Source organism: Methylococcus capsulatus, from assembly GCF_036864975.1.
Lineage (GTDB): Bacteria > Pseudomonadota > Gammaproteobacteria > Methylococcales > Methylococcaceae > Methylococcus.
The window spans coordinates 41,741-61,294 of the sequence record NZ_CP104311.1 but is presented as its reverse complement, the minus strand read 5'-3'; the positions used below and the strand labels follow the sequence as shown (position 1 = coordinate 61,294).

Sequence of the window (19,554 nt, the reverse complement as noted above, 5' to 3'; positions counted from 1 at the left end):
TGTCCGTTTAGTTTTTCCAACCCGGGATCAAAAAATATATGCTGTCGGCAAAACCCAGCGGAACATGTATGGCAGTATTGTCTGGATAGAAGACGACAAACCACAGAAATGCCCCAGCCAGGACGGCTTTAGCCGTCATTCTGTCGGTTTTTTCCGGGGAGGCTAGATTGCTGCAGAGCCAGCGGGCGAGAATGATGCACAGTATCGGGACCGCCGGCGCATAGTGGTAGAAAAACATGATCCTGGGTGAAATGGTCCATGGCAGCCAGAGCATGAAATAGAGCAGCATAATAAATGCGACGGGCCAGTTCCGCCGCCATTCCATCTTGAAGATCGATGCGGCAACGGCATAAAGCCCGCCATAAAAAATCACCGAGTTTCCCAGGTTGTAAATATTGGCTATTTTTCCAGGCACAGAATAATCAACATACATCCATACCGGACGCAGATTGAGAACCCACTGCCAGGGCTGCGAATGAGCGGCATGGGTGGCTTTCAGTCCGGTATGGTAGAACCACATCTGGCGGAACAGTTCGATGAATTCCGGCCAGCCGTAGCCCAAAGCGAAATACTGCAGATAGGACGCCAGATAAATCGCGACCGGCAAAAGACCCAGCGCGATGGATAGGTTGAGGCACGCCGTCAAAGGCGGCAGGCACCGGTTACGGATCGCCGCGACACTCAGATCCACAGCCAGGACAAGAAACACGTAGAGCGTGGTCCATTTGGTCGCGAGCGCAAGACCCAGTGCCGCTCCAGCGAAATACAGCCAGCGGACCGAGATCTCGTTGCCTTTCCAGCGGACGTAGCCAAGCAAGGCCGTCAGCATGAAAAAGATGAAGTAGATGTCGTTCATGGCGATGCGGGACTGGCTGAGGAGCAGGCCGTCGAGGCTCATCAGTGCGGCGGTCAGGACCGCTATGGGAAGTGAGCCGAACAGCTCGAAAGCCAGCGCGGCGGCGGCGATGGTGGCGAGGGTGCCGAAAAGGACGGAGCCGATACGCCAGCCGAAAGCGTTCTCTCCGAAAACCGCCATCATTCCGGCCATGATCAATTTGGACAAGGGCGGGTGCGTCCATTCATACGCCTTGCCCGGCGGCGGCTTTGCCCAGGGGTCGTAGGCATCCCGGTCGCCATGCAGGACGATGGTAGCGGTGAAGCCGTGATAGACCTCGTCGAAATAAAAGTCCCGCGGATAGTCGAGGCGGGAGATTTTCGTGAAAAAGCCGAACAGGACGATGGCTGTGAACAAGGTGAGAATCCTCTTGTCGGCGAGGAGCCGGCCGAAAAAACCGGTATCCTTCCTGACTTGGCCCAAGGTAGTGGAATTCTCTGCGAATGCGGTCTTCATTGTCCTGCTGTTCATCGATGGCAGTTGTCCGGGTGAATGGGCGCGGCGGAATCAGAAATCCCAGCGCTACCCCACGTTGACATAATAGCCTTTGGTCTCGCGCGTGTTGAGCATCAGTGCCGGCTCGTCCTCCAAAGGATTGTCCTTGTGGCTGACCGCGAGGGGAAACCGTGTCTGCGCATGGTCAAGCCTCGGCTGTTTCCAGCCGTCTTAACTTTGGTAGTTGGGGCACTTGTCGCCCGGGCGGCCTTGGGGGGCGTCGTCCCCGTGGCAGACGGGGGATGAGTGAGGGGGTCACGATGATTTTTCTGGCCGGCTGGCAGGGGGAACATTCGACCTTCTTGCGCGACAAGCTGACGGTGCTGCGGGTCTACATCCTGGCCTGCCTGGAGCAGGGCGGGCAGCGGGACGACGCTTTCGAGATCAAGTTGGGCCAGTACCGGAAGGAGTTCGAATTCGTGCTGCACAATGCCAAGCGCCAGGACGGGACGCGGGTGACGTTCATGTCCATCCCCATAGAGCGGGCCTGAAGCTGTGTGGAATACGCTGGTCTCCATCCGCGACACCTTGGTGCAGCTGCCGGACGTCAAAACCTGCAGGATCGGCATCGAAACCGGCCTATCCCCGGACGATTACCCCATCATCCGGCTGCTGCCGTCGTCGCTCGACCCGGGCGCGCCATGGCGCTCGATGAACGTGCTGGTGTACTACGGCGCCCCGCTCGCCGAAGCGGACCAGGGCCTGGAGGCGTTATACGAGTTGTGGGTAGCACCCGTCCAACGCGCCGGGTGGCGGTCTTTGGCAGCCTGATAGATCCGATGTCGGGCGGCCAGGATCGTTCTGTCATCGCCGGGGTGGCGCTTCGCCGGAGTCACGTAACGAATGCCGCTGTGGCGGTGTTCGTGGTTGTACCAGCGCACCAACGCCAGGGCCCAGTCACGGGCCGCCGTGAGGCTCTCGAAGCCTGCGTGCGGATACTCCGGCCGATACGTGCAGGTGCGAACAAGTCATTGGCCTGCTCACAGGCTGCCCGCCAGGCTCGAATCTGCTCGGGATGCAAGCCTCGCCTACGGCAATACTCCCCCACTTCCGCTTCACTGAGCGCCGCCATCGCCAGCACCGCCGCGAACTTGTCTCGCGACGTCCAGCCCTCCGGCGTCTGATCTCCAGCCGGCAACAAACGCCCCTGGGCACGGGCTTCCTTCCGCCAGTGGTACTGCGTCGCTTCCGAAATCCCTTCCTCTCGGGCCAACTCCGATAACGCTCGGTTATGCGGCGGCAACATCTTCTTATTCAAAACCATTTCTTTCCGCTCCGGCGAATACCTCATCTCTCGCTCTCTTCCGTCCCCTCAACCCTTTAAGAGATCAATCTACCTCATGCGACAACTATCCTGACAGAGGGGGGCACTGCCGTTGGCAATTGGCATGCCCCGAGCCCCGCTCGCCACGACAACTGGGTCCGTCCCATCAGGACCGCGAATAGACCGGCAGGAAGGCAGGCTGCGGCGACCGAAGCCGATTAAGCAGGATGCGTTTCATCGGGCGGGCATTTCGCCGGCCGGACCCCTTCGGCAAGCGCAGGTCGCGAACGTCGCCATCGTTCGGAAAACCGATACTGAATCATCATGGGAATGTCATGTGAGCATAACTTTCAGTCCTTAGGCTTTCAACGCTGGAGAGATGCCCGGTCAATGCGCGTGTCGGCATCCGTGTCTGAATTTCCCAATCCGGTGGAGCATGAAGCATTTCGAAAACTGGCCCAGGGTGGCGCGATATGGCGTCCTGTCGTTTCTGGCCTGGCTGGCTGGATGTGCGAGCCAGCCTGCGGGCGAGGCGTCGCGCCCTGCGGCGTCCCTTCGGCAGACCAAGCCGGCGGCCGAGCTGCGGCTGTCGGAATTTTTCAAGCTGCCTGTAGGACCACGGGGACTCGAGCCTACGGACAAGCTCCGCAGCCTTGCGGGCAAGCGGGTTCGCGTTCACGGCTATCTCGTCCAGGAGGAAGAACCTTTTCCGGGACTTTTCATGCTGACGCCCGTCCCCGTCACCCTGGCCGAGTTGGCGGACGGTCCGGCCGATTATCTGCCCCCGGCCACATTGTTCGCGCATGTCTCCGGTGAAAACGCGAAAAAAATACTGACGTATCGTCCCGGCTCTTGGACGCTGACCGGGACTCTGGAATTGGGTGTCCGCGAGGAGCCGAACGGGCGCGTTTCCTATGCGCGCCTGAATCTAGACAGTATCGATCCAATCGAGGCGCCCGATGGCACTGCGCCGGTATTTGTGGAACCGGGGGCCGTGGAACATGGCCGTCATCACTGAAGGGAGCGTGCCGGGCTTGAATTCGGTGGGGTTGGAATGGACTCGGCCCCCGGCGTGTGTGCAGTCGTGACGTTGAAAAAAACTTTTCCTGACTACCGGAGTTTCCCGATGAGAGATGATAAGTTCTTGAACCGTATGTCGCTGACCGCTCTTGCGGCAGCCTCGGCGATTTCCGCGGGCGTCGAAGCGGCTCCCGCCATATCGCGTCTCACGCCGCCCAGTGAATTGTTCAGGACGGGTAGTGCCAATCCGATCGTTTCCCGCTTCGTCGTCGGGCAGAAGTTCGACTTGCAGGCCACCGTCCGTCCCGATGCCGGCCAGACTATCACTTCGGTCGTGTTCAAGGTCGATGGCAACATCGTGGCCACCGTGACGCCTACGACGGGAGGCAAGACCAGCATGGTTCCAGCGACCGCCATCACCGATGTGAGCCCGAATGCCGTGGCCGCGTCGGTGCGTGGCTATTCGAATTCCAGGGCCGGTATCCGCACGCTGACGGTGACCGCCACTCAGAGCGATAACCAGACGGTGACCGCCACCGGGAACTTCGAAATCGTCCCCCTCACGTGGGGTGGCATGAAGGTCAAGAACGTCATCATCATGCTTGGCGACGGCATGGGTTCGGGCCATCGCACCGCGGCCCGTATCATGCAATACGGTGTGGCGCAAGGTAAGGTCAAAGGCAAGTTGGCGATGGACACCTTTCCGGTCACCGCCAGCATCATGACGCCATCCCTCAATTCCATCGTGACCGACTCGGCCCCCGGCATGCAGAACTACGTGACCGGCAACAAGGCCAACAACAATCAGGAAGGTGTCTTCCCGGACGATACCACGGCGAATTTCGACAACCCACGGGTGGAATACCTGTCCGAGTTCCTGGCTCGCAGCCAAGGCAAGAAACTGGGCATCGTCACCACGGCGGACGTATTCGATGCCACGCCGGCATCCATGGCGGTCCATACCCAGAACCGAGGGGCTGGAACCGGCATCGTCGACCAGTTCTTCGACGACCGGGCGAACACCGGCCTGACCGTGCTGATGGGGGGAGGTCGCAAATGGTTCCTGCCCAATCCGACCACCTGCAACGGCGGGGCGCCCGGTTGTGGTGACGCAGGCAGTGTGGCGAGCTTCAACGGTTCCACCCGCAGCAACGGCAGCGATTACGTGCTGCCCGCCGATATCGTCGCCGGCTGGGGCGCAGCGCCTGGGGCCCTGGATCCAGGCCGCGATCTGATTGCCGATTTCCAGGCCGCCGGTTGGAACTATGTCTACGACAGCGCGAGCCTCAGTGCCGCGGGCGCGAATCAGCCGCTGCTGGGGCTGTTCTCGCTGTCCAACATGAACGTGGCTCTGGACAAGCTCGGCAAACGCCGGGGTACTTCCACCGTCGTGGACGATTACGGCTTCCCCGACCAGCCGATGCTGGAAGAAATGACCGAAAAGGCGCTGCAAGTGCTCGACGCCAACAGCCCGAGGGGTTTCGTGCTGATGGTGGAAGGTGCGTCCATCGACAAGCAGGCTCATAACATGGACACCGAGCGCTTCATCCTCGACACGATCGAGTTCGACAAGTCGGTGGCCGTGGCTAAGCAATACGCCCGGAACCATCCTGGCACCCTGGTTCTGGTCACCGCCGACCATGAGTGCGCTGGCGTCGCGGTCATCGGCGGCTCACGCGTGACCGACGACGAACTGCAAGCCCGGATCGCGAAGGGTGAGGGAGCTGCCCAGGTCCGCAACGGCGTGGTCGGTACTTACGAGGCAGCGGGTTTTCCGCACTATCCCATTTCCGGAACCGACGGCTATCCCAGTGACACCGATCCGGACAAGAAAATGCTGATCGGCTATGCCGCCAACGCCGACCGTTACGAGGACTGGCGTACCAATGCGCAGCCTTTGCGCGACAGCCAGCAGCCGGGTAACGCCGTGGCTCCCCTGAATGCCTATCCGGGGAGCCCGATGGTACGTGATACCGCTGGCAATTTCCTGGTCACCGGACAGATTCCGGATACCGTCGCGGCTCATACCGGCAACGACATTCCGCTGTCGGCCTGTGGTCGTGGCGCATCGCTGATGGGTGGCACCATGGACAATACCGACGTGTTCTTCCAGTTGGTGCAGGCCACAGTCGGCGGCGTCACTCTCGGTTCGATGACGACGACCAGTTGCAAATAGCTCAGGTCCTGCCCGAGACCACGGATCCCGGGGAATGGAATCCCCGGTGTGCCCCCCTTCGGCCTTGCCGGCGAGCGGGAAGTCACCCATGGCGTTATAATATGAAAGAGTCGGCCAGACAGTCGCTGTCCCCTTAAGGGGATGGAGGAAAGTCCGGGCTCCATAGGGTAGGGTGCCAGGTAACGCCTGGGGGGCGCGAGCCTACGGAAAGTGCCACAGAAAATATACCGCCCCGGTGCGTCCGGGGTAAGGGTGAAATGGTGCGGTAAGAGCGCACCGCGCTGGCGGTAACGCCAAGCGGCAGGGTAAACCCCACCCGGAGCAAGACCAAATAGGGGGGCATTGGGTTCTCGCCCAGACGTGCGGCCCGCACGGCTCCCGGGTAGGTCGCTCGAGGCGTACGGTGACGTACGTCCCAGATGAATGGCTGTCCACGACAGAACCCGGCTTATCGGCCGACTCTTTATTTTCTAGTCGATCCGTCGGAGGATCGCATCAAGGGTGCGCGTGGAAAGCAGGCGCTTCAATACCGCGAACAGATAGGTCGGAAAGGTCACGTAATAGCGGGCTTTCGGCCTTCTGCTTTCGAGCGCATGGATCACGCGCTTGAGTACCGCTTCCGGCCCTGCGGTGAAAGGCGTCGCTTGCCCCTTTTTTTCCAATCTTGCCTCCATGGCCCGGTAGCGTTCCCGGTGCACGCTGGCTTCGGCGTCGATGTTGCGCTTGTACAGATCGTATGCGTTGGCTCGGAACTCGCTGAGGATCGGTCCGGGCTCGATCAGGCAGACATGGATGCCGCTGCCAGCCAGTTCCATCCGCAGCGTGTCGGTGAGCCCTTCCAGCGCGAACTTGCTGGCGTTGTAAGCCCCGCGCCAGGGCATGGCAGCGAAGCCCAGTACTGAGCTGTTCTGGAGGATACGTCCCTCGCCCTGGCAGCGCATGACCGGGATGACGAGGCGGGTCAGTTCATGGGTGCCGAAAACATTGGTTTCGAACTGGGCGCGCAATACTTCCCGGCTGAGGTCCTCCACCGCACCGGGCTGGCCGAAGGCGCCGTTGTTGAACAGAGCGTACAGCTTGCCGTCCGCCAACTGCAGGACTTCCTCGAACGCTGCATGGATGGATGCGGAACATGCCAGGTCGAGCTGCACGGTTTCCAGCCCTTTCGCTCGCAGGAGGGCTACGTCTTCGGTCTTGCGGGCACTGGCGAACACGCGGTAGCCGCGTGCCTTGAGGCCCAGAGCGGTGCACAGGCCGATGCCGGAGGAGCAGCCGGTGATAAGGATGGTGCGGGATGATCGGGAGCGGTCTTGCATGCCGTGGATTCTATCGCGTATCCGCCACCGGAACGATTCTTTCGGTGTCTTGTGGGGGCGGGGGGCGTGGGCTAGACTCGGACTGGAAGGAACCTTTATATCCGGAATACCCATGAAGACTGCCGCCTCCGTATTTTCGCCCATCGTCCTGCCGATTTTGCTCGCAGGCTGCGCCAAGGATGCCGTTCCGCCGCCGGCAGCGCCGTCCCTGGCGAACTACAAGCCGGACTATCGCCAGGGTATGTATACCTACAGCATGTACTGCTCGCGCTGCCACGATACGGGGGAGGAAGGGGCGCCGATGCTGGACGACGTCGACGAATGGGAGTCGCGCGGTATCCTCTGGCCTTCACTCATGCAGGACCATGTCCGTGACGGTTTTCTCCACATGCCGTCCATGGGACAGGCCGGGTTGTCGGAGCAGAACATCGCGGATGCGATCTATTTCATGACGGTCAAGATTGAGGCCGCCAGATAGGCGGGCGGCAGGCCGTCACGGACCTGTGCGGCAGGCCAGGGGGTCGGGAATGATGAAAAAACCCAAATGTCAGCCGGTATTCCATGCCGGAGCAGGGCTGGGGTTGGCGTTGTTCGTCGGCTTGGCGTCTGGGTGCGCCTCCAGTCCGGTTCCCGAATCGCTGCGCCGCCAGGCAGCCTTACAGCCGAGCAGTTTCGCTGAGCTCAAGTCGCACGCCTCCGCGTACCGCGATCGCATGGTGATCCTGGGCGGTGACATCGTGCAGACCCGTCATCTCGGCAAAACCTCGGAGATCGAGGTCGTCCAGAAAGCGCTCGATAGCAGCGACCGGCCGGAGCAGAGCGACAGCTCCGGCGGCAGGTTTCTGGCGGAGTGTCCTTATTTCGTCGATCCCACGATTTACGAAAAGGACCGGGAACTGACGGTGGCCGGGAAGGTGCTTGGGGAACGTTCCCAGAAGCTCGATGAAGCCGATTACAACTACCTGGTGATCGGCTGCGACTACCTGTACCTGTGGCCCCAGCGCCAGCCGGCCGGTTATTACCCGTATTCCTACGGTTGGTATGGCTGGTATGGCTGGGGGTGGCCGTATTACTACTATCCCTATTCGTTCTACTACCCGTATTATCCGGGGCCGATGCGCGCTCCCGGCAAGCGCCGGTGAGGATCACTCGCCGATGATTTTGACCAGGGCGCGCTTTTTGCGACGGCCGTCGAATTCGCCGTAGAAGATCTGCTCCCACGGACCGAAATCGAGCCGGCCTTCGGTAACGGCGACCACTACTTCGCGCCCCATGATCTGCCGCTTCATGTGGGCATCGGCGTTGTCTTCGCCGGTGTCGTTGTGGCGGTACTGGCGGATCGGTTCGTGCGGCGCGAGTTTTTCCAGCCACTGGGTGTAGTCATGGTGCAGACCCGATTCGTCGTCGTTGATGAACACGCTGGCGGTGATGTGCATGGCATTGACCAGCACCAGACCTTCGCGCACACCGCTTTCGCGCAGGCATTCTTCGACCTGCCGGGTGATGTTCACGAAGCCGACACGGTTCGGCACGTTGAACCAGAGTTCCTTGCGGTAGCTTTTCATGTGGTTTCCTTGAGGTTATCGGGAAGGGCCGAATCTTAACCGTTTCCTGGTTGTTTCGGCGATATCATGCGATTTTGGCTACATCGCGGGGAGATGTCCGGTGGAAGTGAAAAGCGTCTGTGTCTATTGCGGATCGAGTGCGGGGGAGCGACCGGAGTACCTCGACGAGGCCCGCCGATTCGGCCGGCTGTTGGCGGAGCGCGGCATCCGCCTGGTTTATGGCGGGGCCAGTGTGGGGTTGATGGGCGCAGTCGCCGATGCAGCTCTCGCCGCCGGCGGGGAAGTGATCGGCGTGATCCCGCATGCGCTGGTCGCCAAGGAAATCGCCCATTCTGGATTGACTGAACTGCGGGTGACCGCCTCGATGCACGAGCGTAAGGCCCGGATGGCCGAGCTGGCGGATGGGTTCGTCGCTCTGCCCGGCGGCATCGGTACCTTCGAGGAACTGTTCGAGGCCTGGACCTGGGCTCAGCTCGGTATACACCACAAGCCCTGTGCCTTGCTGAACGTTGCCGGCTACTACGACCGGCTGGTGGCGTTCCTGGAGCACGCGGCGGGTGAGGGTTTCATGCGGCGCCTGCACCGTTCCATGCTGCTGGTGGCGCGGCAGCCGGAAGAGTTGCTCGAAGTTTTCGCAGCCTATCGTCCGCCCGAGGTGGAAACCTGGGTGCGGGCCGATGAGACATGAACGGCGTTATCCATTGGAAAGGCGCATCGAATCATCAATAATTCGACTTCCCCCAGTCGAGGAGCCATCCGCATGCATACCCGAATCGTCTTGATCACTTGCGCCGTACTGGCCGCGTCGGCTGCATCCGCCGTATTCGCAGGGGAACCGTCCGCCTCGCTCACAGGCGACAAGCTCGATGCCCAACAGGGTGCGAAGGTTTACCGCTCGGCCTGCGCCGGTTGTCACGACCATGGGAAGGACGGCGCGCCGAGACTGGATCGGCCGGAGAGTTGGAAAAGCCGTTCTTTCGAGTCTTTCTCCGTCATGGAGAACCACGCCCGCGGCGGATTTCTCAAAATGCCGCCGAAAGGAAGCAAGCCGCTGCTTTCCGATCGCGACGTGGCCGATGCGGTGTTCTATATGACCCAGCGGCTCGAAGGCGGGAAAACGGCCATGCCGGCCCCTGCGAAGGAGTCGAGCGTGCAGCGGCTGGAGGAAGTGGCGAAACGCGGCGCGCAAGTCATGCCCTTCGATCTGGACAAGACTACTCACGTCTTCAGCAAGACGGCGCAAGGCGGCATCCAGCGGGTCGTGGCGAAACGAGGGACGGATGCCGAGCAGATTCGCCTGATTCGTCAGCATCTCGCCGAGATCGCAGGCAAGTTCGCCCATGGTGATTTTTCTGCACCGGCACGCATACACGGCGAGGATATGCCGGGCCTGGCCGAACTGAAGCGGGCGGCGCCCGGAAGCCTCAGGGTGAAATACGGCGTGCTGGCGCGGGGTGCGCAGATCGAATATTCAGCGGACGATCCCGCCCTGGTCGATGCGATCCATCGCTGGTTCGACGCCCAGTTGCGCGACCATGCCGGGCACGCGACCGAGGATCACGGCGGGCATCACCCCCACTGAAACGGCCGCGTGATTCGATCGGCCGCCAGTCAGGACGGCTCGTCGAGTGTCCCCGCCTTTTTTTGGGGGGCGCCGCGGGTGATCATTCGGACGTGAAAGTCCTCTATGCATCCGGTGGGGCCTCAGCCCGTTCGATTTTTCCACCTCTTCTTAATTGGTAACGGACCGGCCAGCCTCGTCCGGGCGCTGGGGCCGTTCGGCGGGTCAGCGGGCCCATGCTAAACTGCGACGCAAAGCGTTTCCGGGACGACCATGAGCGTAGCGTTACGACTGTACGAACAACTGACCGAGGCGGGCGAGGACAAGACGCGCGCCAAACTGATCGCGGAAGCCTTCGAGCATCTGGAGGACCGCTATCCCCAGTTGAAGGACGTGGCGACCGCCGGCCAGGTGCGCGAGACCGAATTGCGGCTGCAGAAGGAGATCAAGGAAGTCGAAGGGAAACTGCAGAAGGAGATCAGGGAAGTCGAAGCGAGACTGCAGAAGGAGATCAAGGAAGTCGAAGCGAGACTGCAGAAGGAGATCAAGGAAATCGAGGCGACGCTCCGGCTGGAGATCGAAAAGACCCGGCTGGAAATCCGGGAGGTCGAAGTACGATTGACCCAGGCCATCCATCGCCAGACCCTCTGGGTGGTCGGTTCCGTCGGTGCGGTCGTGGGAATGATCCGGCTGCTGGAATGGTTCCTCGCCCATCTGCCCAACCCGTAGGGTGATATTCTCGAGGAAAGCCTCGGCACCCCGAGGGGGGCGGAGGGGCACTCTTTCTGGGGTGACATTCTATTGCGGTGCCGAGGTTCTGGTCTCTCCAAATCGTTACCGTCAGATTGAAGCCCGACGAATGGCAGGGACGCTGCGTCAGAAGTTGATGGTGATGCTCCCGCGCAGCATCCGGGGCTCGACCGGGTGGATGGTCTTGCCTTCCACGCCTGCGGGCGGCTGGTTCTGCAGGCGGTACTGGTAGTAGTAAGCGATGTCATTGGCCCTGGAATCGAAGATGTTGAACAGGTCCAGTTGCAGTTTGACGTTCTCCTCCTGCCAGCCCAGGCCGAAGTTGACCAGGGTGGTATTGCCCAGAAACACCGTTCCTGCTTCGTTGAGCGGCACGTTGCTGAAGTGGCGCAGCCTCAAAGTGGACCAGAAACCGTAAGGCATCTGTACCGTGGCGCCGCTGGTGATGACATTGCCGACCGAGTTGGGAATGCTGTTGTCGCCACTGGGCAGATCCGTGTAGTACGACTTGGTGAAAGCGAGGTCGGCATCCAGGATCAGCCAGTCCGTGGCCTGGTAGTAATTGGCCCATTCCACGCCGTAGCGGTTGCCGGGACCGGTGGGTTCGGTCGTACCGGCATCGCCGGTGAACACCAGTTCCGAGGCGGTGTGCAGGAACCAAAATGCCAAGGTGCTGTTGAGCCCGGGGATGTACTGGGTGCGCGCGCCGATTTCCGCGCCTTTGGAACGCACCATCGGGGTCACGGCATGGATCGGGTCGCCGTTGTTGGGATTCACGCTTTCCACCGTACCGCGGGCATCGTTGGAATGGAAGCCATAGCCCATGTTGATGAAGAACTCGGTGTCCGCCCAGGGGCCGAACACCATGCTGAGCTTGGGGCTGACCATGCTCGAATTGCGGTTGCCAGAGTTCACGGGTGTCAACTGGCTGTCCACGTTGAAGACGAAGATGTCGTTGCGGAGGCCGGCAATCGTCTTGAACTTCTCCATCCAGAAGGTTTCGTTCTTGAAGTACATGCCGATGCTCGTCTCGGACACATCATCGCGGCTGACGATGTTGAAGACCTTGCGCCACTGGGTATTGGCCAACTCCAGTCCGCCGATCTGGTCGTGGCGGATCTGCAGACCCACGCTGTTTTCCATGGGGGTGCCAAACAGATTGTTGAACCAGGTCTGCGAGGCAGTGCCGCCGTAATACCAGCGGTGTTCGCTCTGCAGGATCTGGTCGCCCTGTTGCGGATGTTCCAGAAAATAGGTGAAGTCCGAGTACAGGTCCAGGTCGTAATAGGCGAGGTACAGGTTGACTTCACTCTTGGACGACTCGCCCCGGCTCCAGAGGTTGGTCGAAAGGCTGTAACGATTGGTGTTTCCGCCGTCGCTGCGGTTCATGGTGCCGTAGAGATCCAGCTGGTTTTCCAGCACCAGCGCTTCCGGAATCTGGTTGGTGGCATACCATCGCGAATTGTAGCCCTTGGCGATTACAGACAGGCCCCAGTCCTCTTTGTCGATGGTATAGCGCAGCATGCCGTTGAACTGGTTCAGATCCATCGGCCGCTGCCAGGGGCCGTCGTAGAAGTTGACCGCAGCGGCATAGAGCAGGTCGCCCGGTCCCAGCTCGTTGGAATTGGCCGCGACCGTGCGGTAGTAGTTGTACTCGCCTCCGGTGAAGTTGACGAAGCCCTGCGGCAGCCGATGCTTGGTGTGCATATAGGCATAGCCGGCCGCGGAAAAATCACCCATCTCCGGGTAATACGGTCCCTTGCCGTACTCCACGCGGTCCACCAGCTCGGGGATGATACTGTTGAGATCCATGTAGCCCTGGCCATGGGCGTTGGTCGGCAGGTTCATGGGTACACCGTCGACCCAGGTGGCGAAATCGGTGCCGTGGTCCAGGTTGAAGCCGCGCAGGAAATACTGGTTGGCCTTGCCGGTGCCGCTGTGCTGCGTGGCCAGCATGCCGGGCACGACCTCCACCAGTTCGCCGACGCGCAGCAGGGGCCGGTACTTGAACTGGTTCTGGCCCACCACACCTTGGGAGGCCGACTGCGTCAGGCCGATCAGGTCGGTTTCGCGTCCTACGACTTCAACCGTGTCGAGGCTGGCCGGTTCCTCGATGAGCTGGGGGGCGTTCTCATCGTCGTCTTTTTTCGATCTCGGTTTTGCCTTGGGGGCGGCTTTTTCGTTCGAGTCGGCCGGTGTTTCCGATTCTGGCAGCGCCTCGGTGGAAGATTGTGGCTGCGGATGGGCGAAACCGGCGCCAGGGTAAGTGGCGCCCAGCGTACAGAGGATCGCCCAGATCTTGCGGCCGTCTTGCAATGCGCCGTGGAAAAAACGGACGTTCCCGGTTCCAATGGATCCCGAAGCACGGTCTGGAGCGATGATTTTTCTTGCTTGCATGGAGCCTTGTCGTATCGGTCGAGTTATTTTTATTTATTTCGTTCCGGATGGCCCTTGCGCCTCATACGAGGCCGGAAGGCGGCGCGAAGGCAATTACTCACCGCCCTCTCTCCCACAGGTCGGGGGGATTCTGGAGCATTACGTTGCGAAGAGTACTACGTGCCCGATGGGCCTCCCGGATGCAGGCGGGAGCGATACTTGGAAGTAAATTAATTCTTTGCTGGCTTGGCTTCCGTTTCTTCTGGAGCCTCGCTCTTCGACTTCATCCATTCCGGCTTCTTGGGCCCCGGGGTATTCCCAAACGGGCCTTCCTTGCCGCAGCCGGACAACAATGCGGTTGCTAAAAGGACGATCGCGATTTTTTCGTAGGGTGTCATGGCTAACTCGAATGGCTGGGAGAAGTAAGGGCGCACGCTGCATCGTTTGTTCAGAAACGAAGCGGCGTACGCCATCGGTTGTTGGTGCTTTAAAGCTTGCCTTCTTTCTTGTAGTACTCGACCTCGGCGCCCACTTCTTTCACCACTTCTTCCAGCGGCGCAACTGTTTCCGCGATCTGACCTGCTTCAAGCGAACCGATCACTGCTTTCAACCGGCTGCTGGACATCTGCATGGGCATGGTGCTCTTTTCCTTATAGGAATCGATGGCCAATTTTCTCGCCTTTTTGGCGTTTTCCATACACAACTCCTTATTGGATTGCTTTGCAGCCTCCAGTGCCGCTTTGCTGGCATTCAAAACTTCGACTAGATTCGGCGGCGGGTCTGCATAGCGCCCGCCGGCGAAACTGACGCCGGCTACCAGTCCCAGAAAGGACGCAAGCAGGGCGCGGCGAAGACCATGATTATTCATTCGAGACTCCTTACCTAGTATTTATTCGTAATAGGGAATATGAATGTCGCCCGGTTTCAAGGTAATGACCGGGCACATACATGACTGAAGTGAATCTTCGAGGGTGCGCAAAAAGACCCGCCGCGAGCGGCGGGCATCGGAATGCGTCCTTGTTCTTCAGGATTTGGCGTCAATCCGTCATGTAGGCGTCAAAAAATGTCACCTGCTGGGGTGAGTCGAATCCTGAAATAGGCGCCCTAGGAGATTCAGCATATCAATATGAGCAAGACCTGTGCCTATGCTGGTGCAGCGTGCCACGAATATCATGAGATGAGTTTGATGGCATGGCCGAGGCTCTGGATTGACGATACGTCTTACGACAAATTGATATCTAAATCATAGTGATAGGATTTCGCTGTCGGGAAAGGCAAGGGGGATTGATCACCGGCGCTTGCGGCCGTGCCAGCGTCCGATTCGTCAGTTACATGTGTTCAGGTGCCGGTCGCTGCGTTAAATCCCACTGTGGGTATATCAAATCACGTAGTGGTCTGAATCTGTGATCGCATCGCCCGGGAAGTCCCTTCCCCCCTCGCCACGAGGCAAGAAGGCCATGGATAAATGGGGCCGGCGAAGGGGCTTTGGCATAAGAGACCATAATTAGGGAAACAGGATCGATCAGAGCCGGATGCCGGAAAAACGCAACAGCATCATCAGGCCGAGATAGGCCAGCGCGGTTATCGCCGAGGATAGGGTCAGGCTGGTCCAAAACCCCAGGCCGTGTTTCAACAACAGAGGCAGAAGCAGGAACAGCAGCAGCGACGGCAGCACCAACCAGAAAATGCGGGAGGAGAGCTCCGCGATCTGGACCGCAGGCGCGCCGTCGCAATACAGCCAGATGAAGGCAAGCAGGGAGGTGAGGGGAAGGGATGCGACCAGTGCCGCGAAAAGGGCGCTGCGTTTTGCGATTTCGGTAATCGCCACCAGGACGAAGACCGATATCGCCAGCTTGATAGCGTAATACAACATGGGCTGTTCATCAGCGCTGGAAGGGCGTCTTCAAATTCTCGATATTCTGTTTCATGATGGCAAGAAAATCCCCGGACGCCGGGCGGTTGGCGCAGGGGTCGAAAACTACGCTGGTGACGCCCTTGGTGCTCAGTTTGTCCGAGACGGCAGGGGACGGCTGGGCCTCCCACAGCATGGTCTTCGCGGGGTGTTGGGCCAGTGTTTTGTCCAGTCCAGTCCATTCGGTTGCCGGTGGCATTTCGCCTGGCTCCCAGTGGACGGTTTTCAGATTCAGGCCGTAGCGGCGGGCGAGGTACTGGTAAACCGGGTGGGATGCCAGCAAGGGCAGGCCGGGTCTGGCGGAGGTGATCCGTTTGAGTTCGCCGTCCAGATCGGCCAGGCCCGCTTGCAGCGCTTTCAACGCTTCGAGGACGGCCGTCTTGAGTTCGGGCCGTCTGGCAATCAGCGCCTTGGCCACGGCGTCCGCCTGCTGCGCCGCCTGGTCGAAATCCAGCCATGTGGTGAAGGCGATGCCTTCGTGGGAATGCTGGCCGGCCGGCCCGTGGCTGTGCACCACCGCGTTCTCGATGCGGATGAGGCGGTCGCGGAAACCGGCGGAGGTATCCACCCGTTTCAGGCGGGGAAGGGCGACGTGCACCAGCCATTTTTCGTAGTCCGCACCGTTGAGCAGTATCAGGTCGGCTTTCTGCATGGTGCCGACCGCTTTGACGTCCGGTTGCCAATAGGCCGGATCGACGTCTACCGGTACCGGCAGTGTCACCGTGGCCCAAGGGCCCGCCAGCCGTTCGGCAAAGTAGGCCAGAGGGTAGTTCGAGGCCATGATTTTGAGCCTGGATTCGCCGATGGCGCCGGCACCCGAGGCGGAGGCGGCGAGCAGAGTGAAGACGACGGAAAGGACGCGGAGTATGGGCATGGCGCTTCTCAACTCAGGATGAAATGACGTGCAAGATCGGAGGCATAGGGCGCGGCGGCGGCCAGTACGGCGGCACAGACCGCGGCTGCGAACAGCCCAATGAGCAGAATCTCCGCGAACAGCAGGCGCGCCACCGTGAGCCTGGCGCAACCGAGCAGGTAGATTGTCTCGATTTCCCGTTGCCGCAAACGCAGCGACAGCGAGAACACCAGGGCGACCAGGAACAAGGCGATGGCACCGACCAGGAGCAGGATGCCGTCGAACAGCGCGCCAACCCGAAAGACGTTCTGCAGCAGACTGCGGGTCACGTCCAGCGGGCGGACGATCTCAGTCTCCGATTTTTCATCCAGGTAGCGTCCCCGCAGTAGAGTCGCCGCGCGGGTATCGTGGGGTAGTGCGATCACGGCACTGATGGGATAGGTGGCCGGATCGCCGTGGAAATGAAAGGAAGCCAGGTTCTCCGGGGTGATCTCGGTATAGGTCAGAAGTCCCATGTCGGCACCGCGGGCGGCCACGGGCCCGAAAGGGCTCTCGGTTAGCGTGGGGGCTGCCTGAGGGTCTACGTGGCCGTGTCCCAGACCTTCGATGACCCAGGCGGTATGGAGATCAACGAAAACGGCGTTGTCATCGGGGGAGTGCGCCTTGGCCAGCACGCCGGTGACATGGAGTTTGAGAGGGTAGGTGCCGGCGAGATCGAAGGCGTTTTCCGAAGAAGATGCCAGGGTGTCGCCCGGCCCCAGCCCGAGGTGCTCGGCGGCCTCGGCGCCGAGCACACAATCGCCCAGAATCGCTGGCAGTTCACCCTGCGCCGGTGCGAGCCCACGAAAGTCGAAGTAGTCAAGCGTGACACCGACCAGCGGCTGGCCTTGCACCCGGTGACGGGCATAGAGGGGCAGGCCGTCGGCCCAGCCGGTGGCGGTGACGCGGTCGGCTTCCTGCATGCGGATGGTCGGCACGCCGGCTTCGCTGAAGTAGAGCGCGCCGAGCGTGAGGTCCACCGAACTGCCGCGGGCGCCGACCAGGAGCGGCGTGGCTTCGGCCCGCCGGGTCATCCAGTATTCGCCTGCCTCCAGCATCCGGTGCAGCCCCAACGGAAGCGCCCCGATCAAGCTCAGGCACAGCACCAGGATCAGCGTCCGTATCCGGTGGTGGCGCAGATGGCGCCAAGCCAGGTAGAAATCGTGCCTCATTCTGTAGGTGGATTTCTGGGCTGGCGGATATCGATGATGCGGTCGAACAGCGGCAGCAGCTCGTGGTCGTGGGTGACGGCCAGCAGGGTGGCCCGGTTGCGCTCCGTGGCCCTGATCAGCAGTTCGATGATCCTGAGCTTGCTGGGCGGATCGAGGTTGCCGGTGGCCTCGTCGGCCAGAACCAGGGCCGGCTCGCTCAGCAGCGCACGGCAAACCGCCGTCCTTTGCCGCTCGCCCTGGGACAGTTCCCGCGGCAGCGCAGTGAGCTTGTCTCCCAGACCGGTGTGTTCCGCCAGCTCCCGGGCTCTGCCCCGCACCTGCCGGTCCAGCTTCAGGACCCGGTTGATCCGGTAGGGATGCACGATGTTGTCGTACACGCTGAGGTAGTCCAGCAGCTCGAGTTCCTGGAATACGAAGCCGATGCGGGAAATCCGGAAATTCCGCCGCGCGCTATCATTCAGCGCGCTGACGGTGACGCCGTCGACGCGGACGGTCCCTGCATCGGGGGTCAGAATGCCGGCGATCAGTTTCAGGAGGGTGGTTTTCCCCGCGCCGCTGGGCCCAATGATGGCGACCTTGGCGCTGCGTTCGATGCGCAAGGCGGGCAAGGCGAAGCCAGCGCCGCTGCCGGGATAGCGGAAGCTCAGGTGTTCGATTTCGATCATGAACGGGCGGAGGCTGCCGAGGGGCTGTCTTCGAGAAGATCCATCGCAGTGATTTTCCATGTGCCGTCTTCGGTGATGTTCAGCACCATGCGGGCGGCGTACAGCGTGTGGCGGTCATGGGAATGACCCCAGTGGGAAACCGTGCCGTGGGCGATCCATCGGGCCGTGACTTCGAAGCTGGAAGGCCCGAGTTTCCGGGTGGCGAGTCCGTCTTCCAGCACTTCGACGCGGCTGATCCGCCCTTCACCGCCCAGCCCCTGATTGCGGGCCAGGACCGCCTTCCGCTGGCGGAGATAGACTTCTTCCAGCAGCGAGCCGTCCAGGCTCAGCGCCAGACGGTCATAGCACGCTTCTTCCCCGCGCAGGGCATAGGCCCGATAGACGTTGTGCAACAAGGCTTCCAGGCGATTCTGCACCTGCGACCGTGGAAAGGCCTCAGCGCGGGTTTCCGGCCGTTCAACCTCGGGCGACAGCCCCAAGGCTTCTTCCGCCGACCAGCGGAAGACCGGGTCGCGGGGGGTGGCCTCGGATTCGAAGGACTCTTGACCGGAATACAGCGTTACGGGCCGTCTCCCGAGGCCGGGGCCGAATAGTTCCCATTGCAGTTCCACCGCTTCGGCGGGGGTTTCGGTGAGATGGACCAGAATCGCGCCGACCAGCGCCGAGGCCGGGGAAAGAGGCTCGGAGTCTCCGGTTTTCCGCATGCCCTGGCGGTCGAAGCGCAGGAATTCCACCCGGTCGAGCTGGGCTTCCACCACGGCACCGTTGATCCGGAGCGGGTTTCGCGTCCGTAGGAAATCGCCGGCCGCCTGCTTTAGGAATTCACGCTCGCCTAAGCTGAGATTTTGTGGATCCCTGGGTTTGAACCGCAGATACGGTGCCAGATCTGCGAGGCGCAGCAGCACTTCGTGCCGGACCTCGTAGGGCTCAACGTAGAGGAAGGAGCGAGGCGCGCTGTGGCGCCTGATGCGGCCGGAATCTTCGAAGCGTGAGCGCCACGGGTCATTCCAGTCCAGCAGGATGCGGGCGGGCGCCTCGAGTGCGCCGAGGTCGGCCAGAGGCACGCCGCGATGGTTGACGACCACGCCGAGCTCCTTGCCGAGTTGCGCTGCGGGAACCAGGATTAGGGCGTCGGGCTTTCCGGTAATGTCGAAGCGCAGTCTAGCTTCGTAACACGGACCGTCCGTTTTGCCTGGGACGGCGTCGGGTTTGGCGAAGGACACAATCCTGCCTTCGAGCGGATGACCGTTCTTGTCCTTCAGCCGCAGCAGTCCGGGGAGGAGCGGCCCGCCATCGGCGCCGGCCAGATTCGTGAACACCCTTTCCTTGATGCGGATGTCCATATCGACCGCGTCCGGTTCGACGGAGATTTCCGCCACTGCGCCGTATTGGGCGAGGCCGGTCCAATCCGCAAATGCGTTACTTCCGCCGGCCAGGGCAAGCAGCAGGCACAGGGCGAAGCGGTAGCGGGCGTAACGATGATCCCTCATCGACG

At 61.1% G+C, this 19,554-nt stretch carries 20 protein-coding genes, 1 other RNA gene and 2 pseudogenes; 10 read left to right on the top strand and 13 right to left on the bottom strand.

Features of this window, described 5'->3' with window-relative positions; all coding sequences use genetic code 11:
• Window positions 1-7: 7 nt before the first annotated feature.
• A complete protein-coding gene (locus N4J17_RS00305; protein ID WP_232470371.1) occupies window positions 8-1,366 on the bottom strand; it encodes a phospholipid carrier-dependent glycosyltransferase in 1,359 nt (452 codons plus the stop codon).
• Window positions 1,367-1,632: 266 nt separating this feature from the next.
• On the opposite strand from N4J17_RS00305, the gene N4J17_RS00300 reads away from it, so the two are divergent.
• Both N4J17_RS00300 and N4J17_RS00295 read left to right on the top strand, forming a co-directional pair.
• Window positions 1,633-1,881, top strand: a complete 249-nt coding sequence (locus tag N4J17_RS00300) for a hypothetical protein (protein WP_198322479.1) — start codon at window positions 1,633-1,635, stop codon at window positions 1,879-1,881.
• A 4-nt stretch (window positions 1,882-1,885) separates the two neighbouring features.
• The gene (locus tag N4J17_RS00295; protein ID WP_198322480.1) at window positions 1,886-2,161 is read left to right on the top strand and encodes a hypothetical protein; all 276 of its coding nucleotides are present in this window, start codon (window positions 1,886-1,888) and stop codon (window positions 2,159-2,161) included.
• Here N4J17_RS00295 and N4J17_RS00290 read toward each other — a convergent pair.
• Window positions 2,059-2,358: pseudogene (locus tag N4J17_RS00290) on the bottom strand (integrase core domain-containing protein); the annotation flags it as partial. The gene N4J17_RS00295 and the pseudogene N4J17_RS00290 sit on opposite strands and share 103 nt — an antisense overlap.
• Window positions 2,359-2,554: 196 nt before the next feature.
• Window positions 2,555-2,681: pseudogene (locus tag N4J17_RS16535) on the bottom strand (hypothetical protein); the annotation flags it as partial.
• Between the two features lie 409 nt (window positions 2,682-3,090).
• Between N4J17_RS16535 and N4J17_RS00285 the strand changes: the two are divergent.
• The 3 genes from N4J17_RS00285 to rnpB all read left to right on the top strand — a co-directional run bounded on the left by N4J17_RS00285 (window position 3,091) and on the right by rnpB (window position 6,317).
• Window positions 3,091-3,672: a hypothetical protein gene (locus tag N4J17_RS00285; protein ID WP_198322482.1), complete on the top strand. Its 582-nt coding sequence runs from the start codon at window positions 3,091-3,093 to the stop codon at window positions 3,670-3,672.
• Between the two features lie 108 nt (window positions 3,673-3,780).
• A complete protein-coding gene (locus tag N4J17_RS00280) occupies window positions 3,781-5,850 on the top strand; it encodes an alkaline phosphatase (protein WP_198322483.1) in 2,070 nt (689 codons plus the stop codon).
• A gap of 106 nt (window positions 5,851-5,956) precedes the next feature.
• Window positions 5,957-6,317: RNase P RNA component class A (gene rnpB / locus N4J17_RS00275), an RNA gene on the top strand.
• 3 nt (window positions 6,318-6,320) lie between these two features.
• Here rnpB and N4J17_RS00270 read toward each other — a convergent pair.
• Window positions 6,321-7,166: an SDR family oxidoreductase gene (locus N4J17_RS00270; RefSeq protein WP_198322484.1), complete on the bottom strand. Its 846-nt coding sequence runs from the start codon at window positions 7,164-7,166 to the stop codon at window positions 6,321-6,323.
• Window positions 7,167-7,278: 112 nt separating this feature from the next.
• On the opposite strand from N4J17_RS00270, the gene N4J17_RS00265 reads away from it, so the two are divergent.
• A complete protein-coding gene (locus N4J17_RS00265) occupies window positions 7,279-7,644 on the top strand; it encodes a c-type cytochrome (RefSeq protein WP_198322485.1) in 366 nt (121 codons plus the stop codon).
• Window positions 7,645-7,693: 49 nt separating this feature from the next.
• Window positions 7,694-8,308 carry a Slp family lipoprotein gene (locus N4J17_RS00260; protein WP_198322486.1) on the top strand — a complete coding sequence of 205 codons (615 nt, stop codon included), beginning with the start codon at window positions 7,694-7,696 and terminating at the stop codon, window positions 8,306-8,308.
• Window positions 8,309-8,311: 3 nt separating this feature from the next.
• Here N4J17_RS00260 and N4J17_RS00255 read toward each other — a convergent pair whose 3' ends face one another.
• A complete protein-coding gene (locus N4J17_RS00255; protein WP_198322487.1) occupies window positions 8,312-8,731 on the bottom strand; it encodes a secondary thiamine-phosphate synthase enzyme YjbQ in 420 nt (139 codons plus the stop codon).
• Between the two features lie 100 nt (window positions 8,732-8,831).
• Here N4J17_RS00255 and N4J17_RS00250 point away from each other — a divergent pair, with 100 nt between their 5' ends.
• From N4J17_RS00250 to N4J17_RS00240, 3 genes are all read left to right on the top strand, one after another.
• Window positions 8,832-9,419 (top strand): TIGR00730 family Rossman fold protein, encoded by a 588-nt coding sequence (locus N4J17_RS00250; RefSeq protein ID WP_198322488.1) that lies wholly within the window; start codon window positions 8,832-8,834, stop codon window positions 9,417-9,419.
• A 72-nt stretch (window positions 9,420-9,491) separates the two neighbouring features.
• Window positions 9,492-10,313 (top strand): c-type cytochrome, encoded by an 822-nt coding sequence (locus N4J17_RS00245; protein WP_198322489.1) that lies wholly within the window; start codon window positions 9,492-9,494, stop codon window positions 10,311-10,313.
• 252 nt (window positions 10,314-10,565) lie between these two features.
• Window positions 10,566-11,021, top strand: a complete 456-nt coding sequence (locus N4J17_RS00240; RefSeq protein ID WP_198322490.1) for a hypothetical protein — start codon at window positions 10,566-10,568, stop codon at window positions 11,019-11,021.
• Between the two features lie 147 nt (window positions 11,022-11,168).
• Here N4J17_RS00240 and N4J17_RS00235 read toward each other — a convergent pair whose 3' ends face one another.
• From N4J17_RS00235 to N4J17_RS00200, 8 genes are all read right to left on the bottom strand, one after another.
• Window positions 11,169-13,439 carry a TonB-dependent receptor gene (locus N4J17_RS00235; protein WP_198322491.1) on the bottom strand — a complete coding sequence of 757 codons (2,271 nt, stop codon included), beginning with the start codon at window positions 13,437-13,439 and terminating at the stop codon, window positions 11,169-11,171.
• A 209-nt stretch (window positions 13,440-13,648) separates the two neighbouring features.
• Window positions 13,649-13,816: a hypothetical protein gene (locus N4J17_RS00230; RefSeq protein WP_198322492.1), complete on the bottom strand. Its 168-nt coding sequence runs from the start codon at window positions 13,814-13,816 to the stop codon at window positions 13,649-13,651.
• An 89-nt stretch (window positions 13,817-13,905) separates the two neighbouring features.
• Window positions 13,906-14,286 carry a hypothetical protein gene (locus N4J17_RS00225; protein WP_198322493.1) on the bottom strand — a complete coding sequence of 127 codons (381 nt, stop codon included), beginning with the start codon at window positions 14,284-14,286 and terminating at the stop codon, window positions 13,906-13,908.
• Between the two features lie 654 nt (window positions 14,287-14,940).
• Window positions 14,941-15,291, bottom strand: coding sequence for a DUF3147 family protein (locus N4J17_RS00220; protein WP_198322494.1), 351 nt, complete (start codon window positions 15,289-15,291; stop codon window positions 14,941-14,943).
• A gap of 10 nt (window positions 15,292-15,301) precedes the next feature.
• Window positions 15,302-16,204 carry a metal ABC transporter substrate-binding protein gene (locus N4J17_RS00215; protein WP_198322495.1) on the bottom strand — a complete coding sequence of 301 codons (903 nt, stop codon included), beginning with the start codon at window positions 16,202-16,204 and terminating at the stop codon, window positions 15,302-15,304.
• Window positions 16,205-16,212: 8 nt separating this feature from the next.
• On the bottom strand, window positions 16,213-17,394 hold the full coding sequence (locus N4J17_RS00210) for an ABC transporter permease (protein WP_198322496.1): 1,182 nt from the start codon (window positions 17,392-17,394) through the stop codon (window positions 16,213-16,215).
• Entirely contained in the window at window positions 17,391-18,059 is a 669-nt protein-coding gene (locus tag N4J17_RS00205; RefSeq protein WP_198322497.1) for an ABC transporter ATP-binding protein, read from the bottom strand. Before N4J17_RS00205 ends, N4J17_RS00210 begins: the two co-directional genes overlap by 4 nt.
• On the bottom strand, window positions 18,056-19,549 hold the full coding sequence (locus N4J17_RS00200; RefSeq protein ID WP_232470372.1) for a hypothetical protein: 1,494 nt from the start codon (window positions 19,547-19,549) through the stop codon (window positions 18,056-18,058). The genes N4J17_RS00205 and N4J17_RS00200 overlap by 4 nt, the downstream gene beginning before the upstream one ends.
• Window positions 19,550-19,554: the final 5 nt, after the last annotated feature.

Coding starts and splice junctions, on each gene's coding strand:
- N4J17_RS00305 (WP_232470371.1), bottom strand. CDS start 1,366: ATGAACAGCAGGACAATGAAGACCGCATTCGCAGAGAATTCCACTACC.
- N4J17_RS00300 (WP_198322479.1), top strand. CDS start 1,633: ATGAGTGAGGGGGTCACGATGATTTTTCTGGCCGGCTGGCAGGGGGAA.
- N4J17_RS00285 (WP_198322482.1), top strand. CDS start 3,091: ATGAAGCATTTCGAAAACTGGCCCAGGGTGGCGCGATATGGCGTCCTG.
- N4J17_RS00280 (WP_198322483.1), top strand. CDS start 3,781: ATGAGAGATGATAAGTTCTTGAACCGTATGTCGCTGACCGCTCTTGCG.
- N4J17_RS00270 (WP_198322484.1), bottom strand. CDS start 7,166: ATGCAAGACCGCTCCCGATCATCCCGCACCATCCTTATCACCGGCTGC.
- N4J17_RS00265 (WP_198322485.1), top strand. CDS start 7,279: ATGAAGACTGCCGCCTCCGTATTTTCGCCCATCGTCCTGCCGATTTTG.
- N4J17_RS00260 (WP_198322486.1), top strand. CDS start 7,694: ATGATGAAAAAACCCAAATGTCAGCCGGTATTCCATGCCGGAGCAGGG.
- N4J17_RS00255 (WP_198322487.1), bottom strand. CDS start 8,731: ATGAAAAGCTACCGCAAGGAACTCTGGTTCAACGTGCCGAACCGTGTC.
- N4J17_RS00245 (WP_198322489.1), top strand. CDS start 9,492: ATGCATACCCGAATCGTCTTGATCACTTGCGCCGTACTGGCCGCGTCG.
- N4J17_RS00240 (WP_198322490.1), top strand. CDS start 10,566: ATGAGCGTAGCGTTACGACTGTACGAACAACTGACCGAGGCGGGCGAG.
- N4J17_RS00235 (WP_198322491.1), bottom strand. CDS start 13,439: ATGCAAGCAAGAAAAATCATCGCTCCAGACCGTGCTTCGGGATCCATT.
- N4J17_RS00230 (WP_198322492.1), bottom strand. CDS start 13,816: ATGACACCCTACGAAAAAATCGCGATCGTCCTTTTAGCAACCGCATTG.
- N4J17_RS00225 (WP_198322493.1), bottom strand. CDS start 14,286: ATGAATAATCATGGTCTTCGCCGCGCCCTGCTTGCGTCCTTTCTGGGA.
- N4J17_RS00220 (WP_198322494.1), bottom strand. CDS start 15,291: ATGTTGTATTACGCTATCAAGCTGGCGATATCGGTCTTCGTCCTGGTG.
- N4J17_RS00215 (WP_198322495.1), bottom strand. CDS start 16,204: ATGCCCATACTCCGCGTCCTTTCCGTCGTCTTCACTCTGCTCGCCGCC.
- N4J17_RS00210 (WP_198322496.1), bottom strand. CDS start 17,394: ATGAGGCACGATTTCTACCTGGCTTGGCGCCATCTGCGCCACCACCGG.
- N4J17_RS00205 (WP_198322497.1), bottom strand. CDS start 18,059: ATGATCGAAATCGAACACCTGAGCTTCCGCTATCCCGGCAGCGGCGCT.
- N4J17_RS00200 (WP_232470372.1), bottom strand. CDS start 19,549: ATGAGGGATCATCGTTACGCCCGCTACCGCTTCGCCCTGTGCCTGCTG.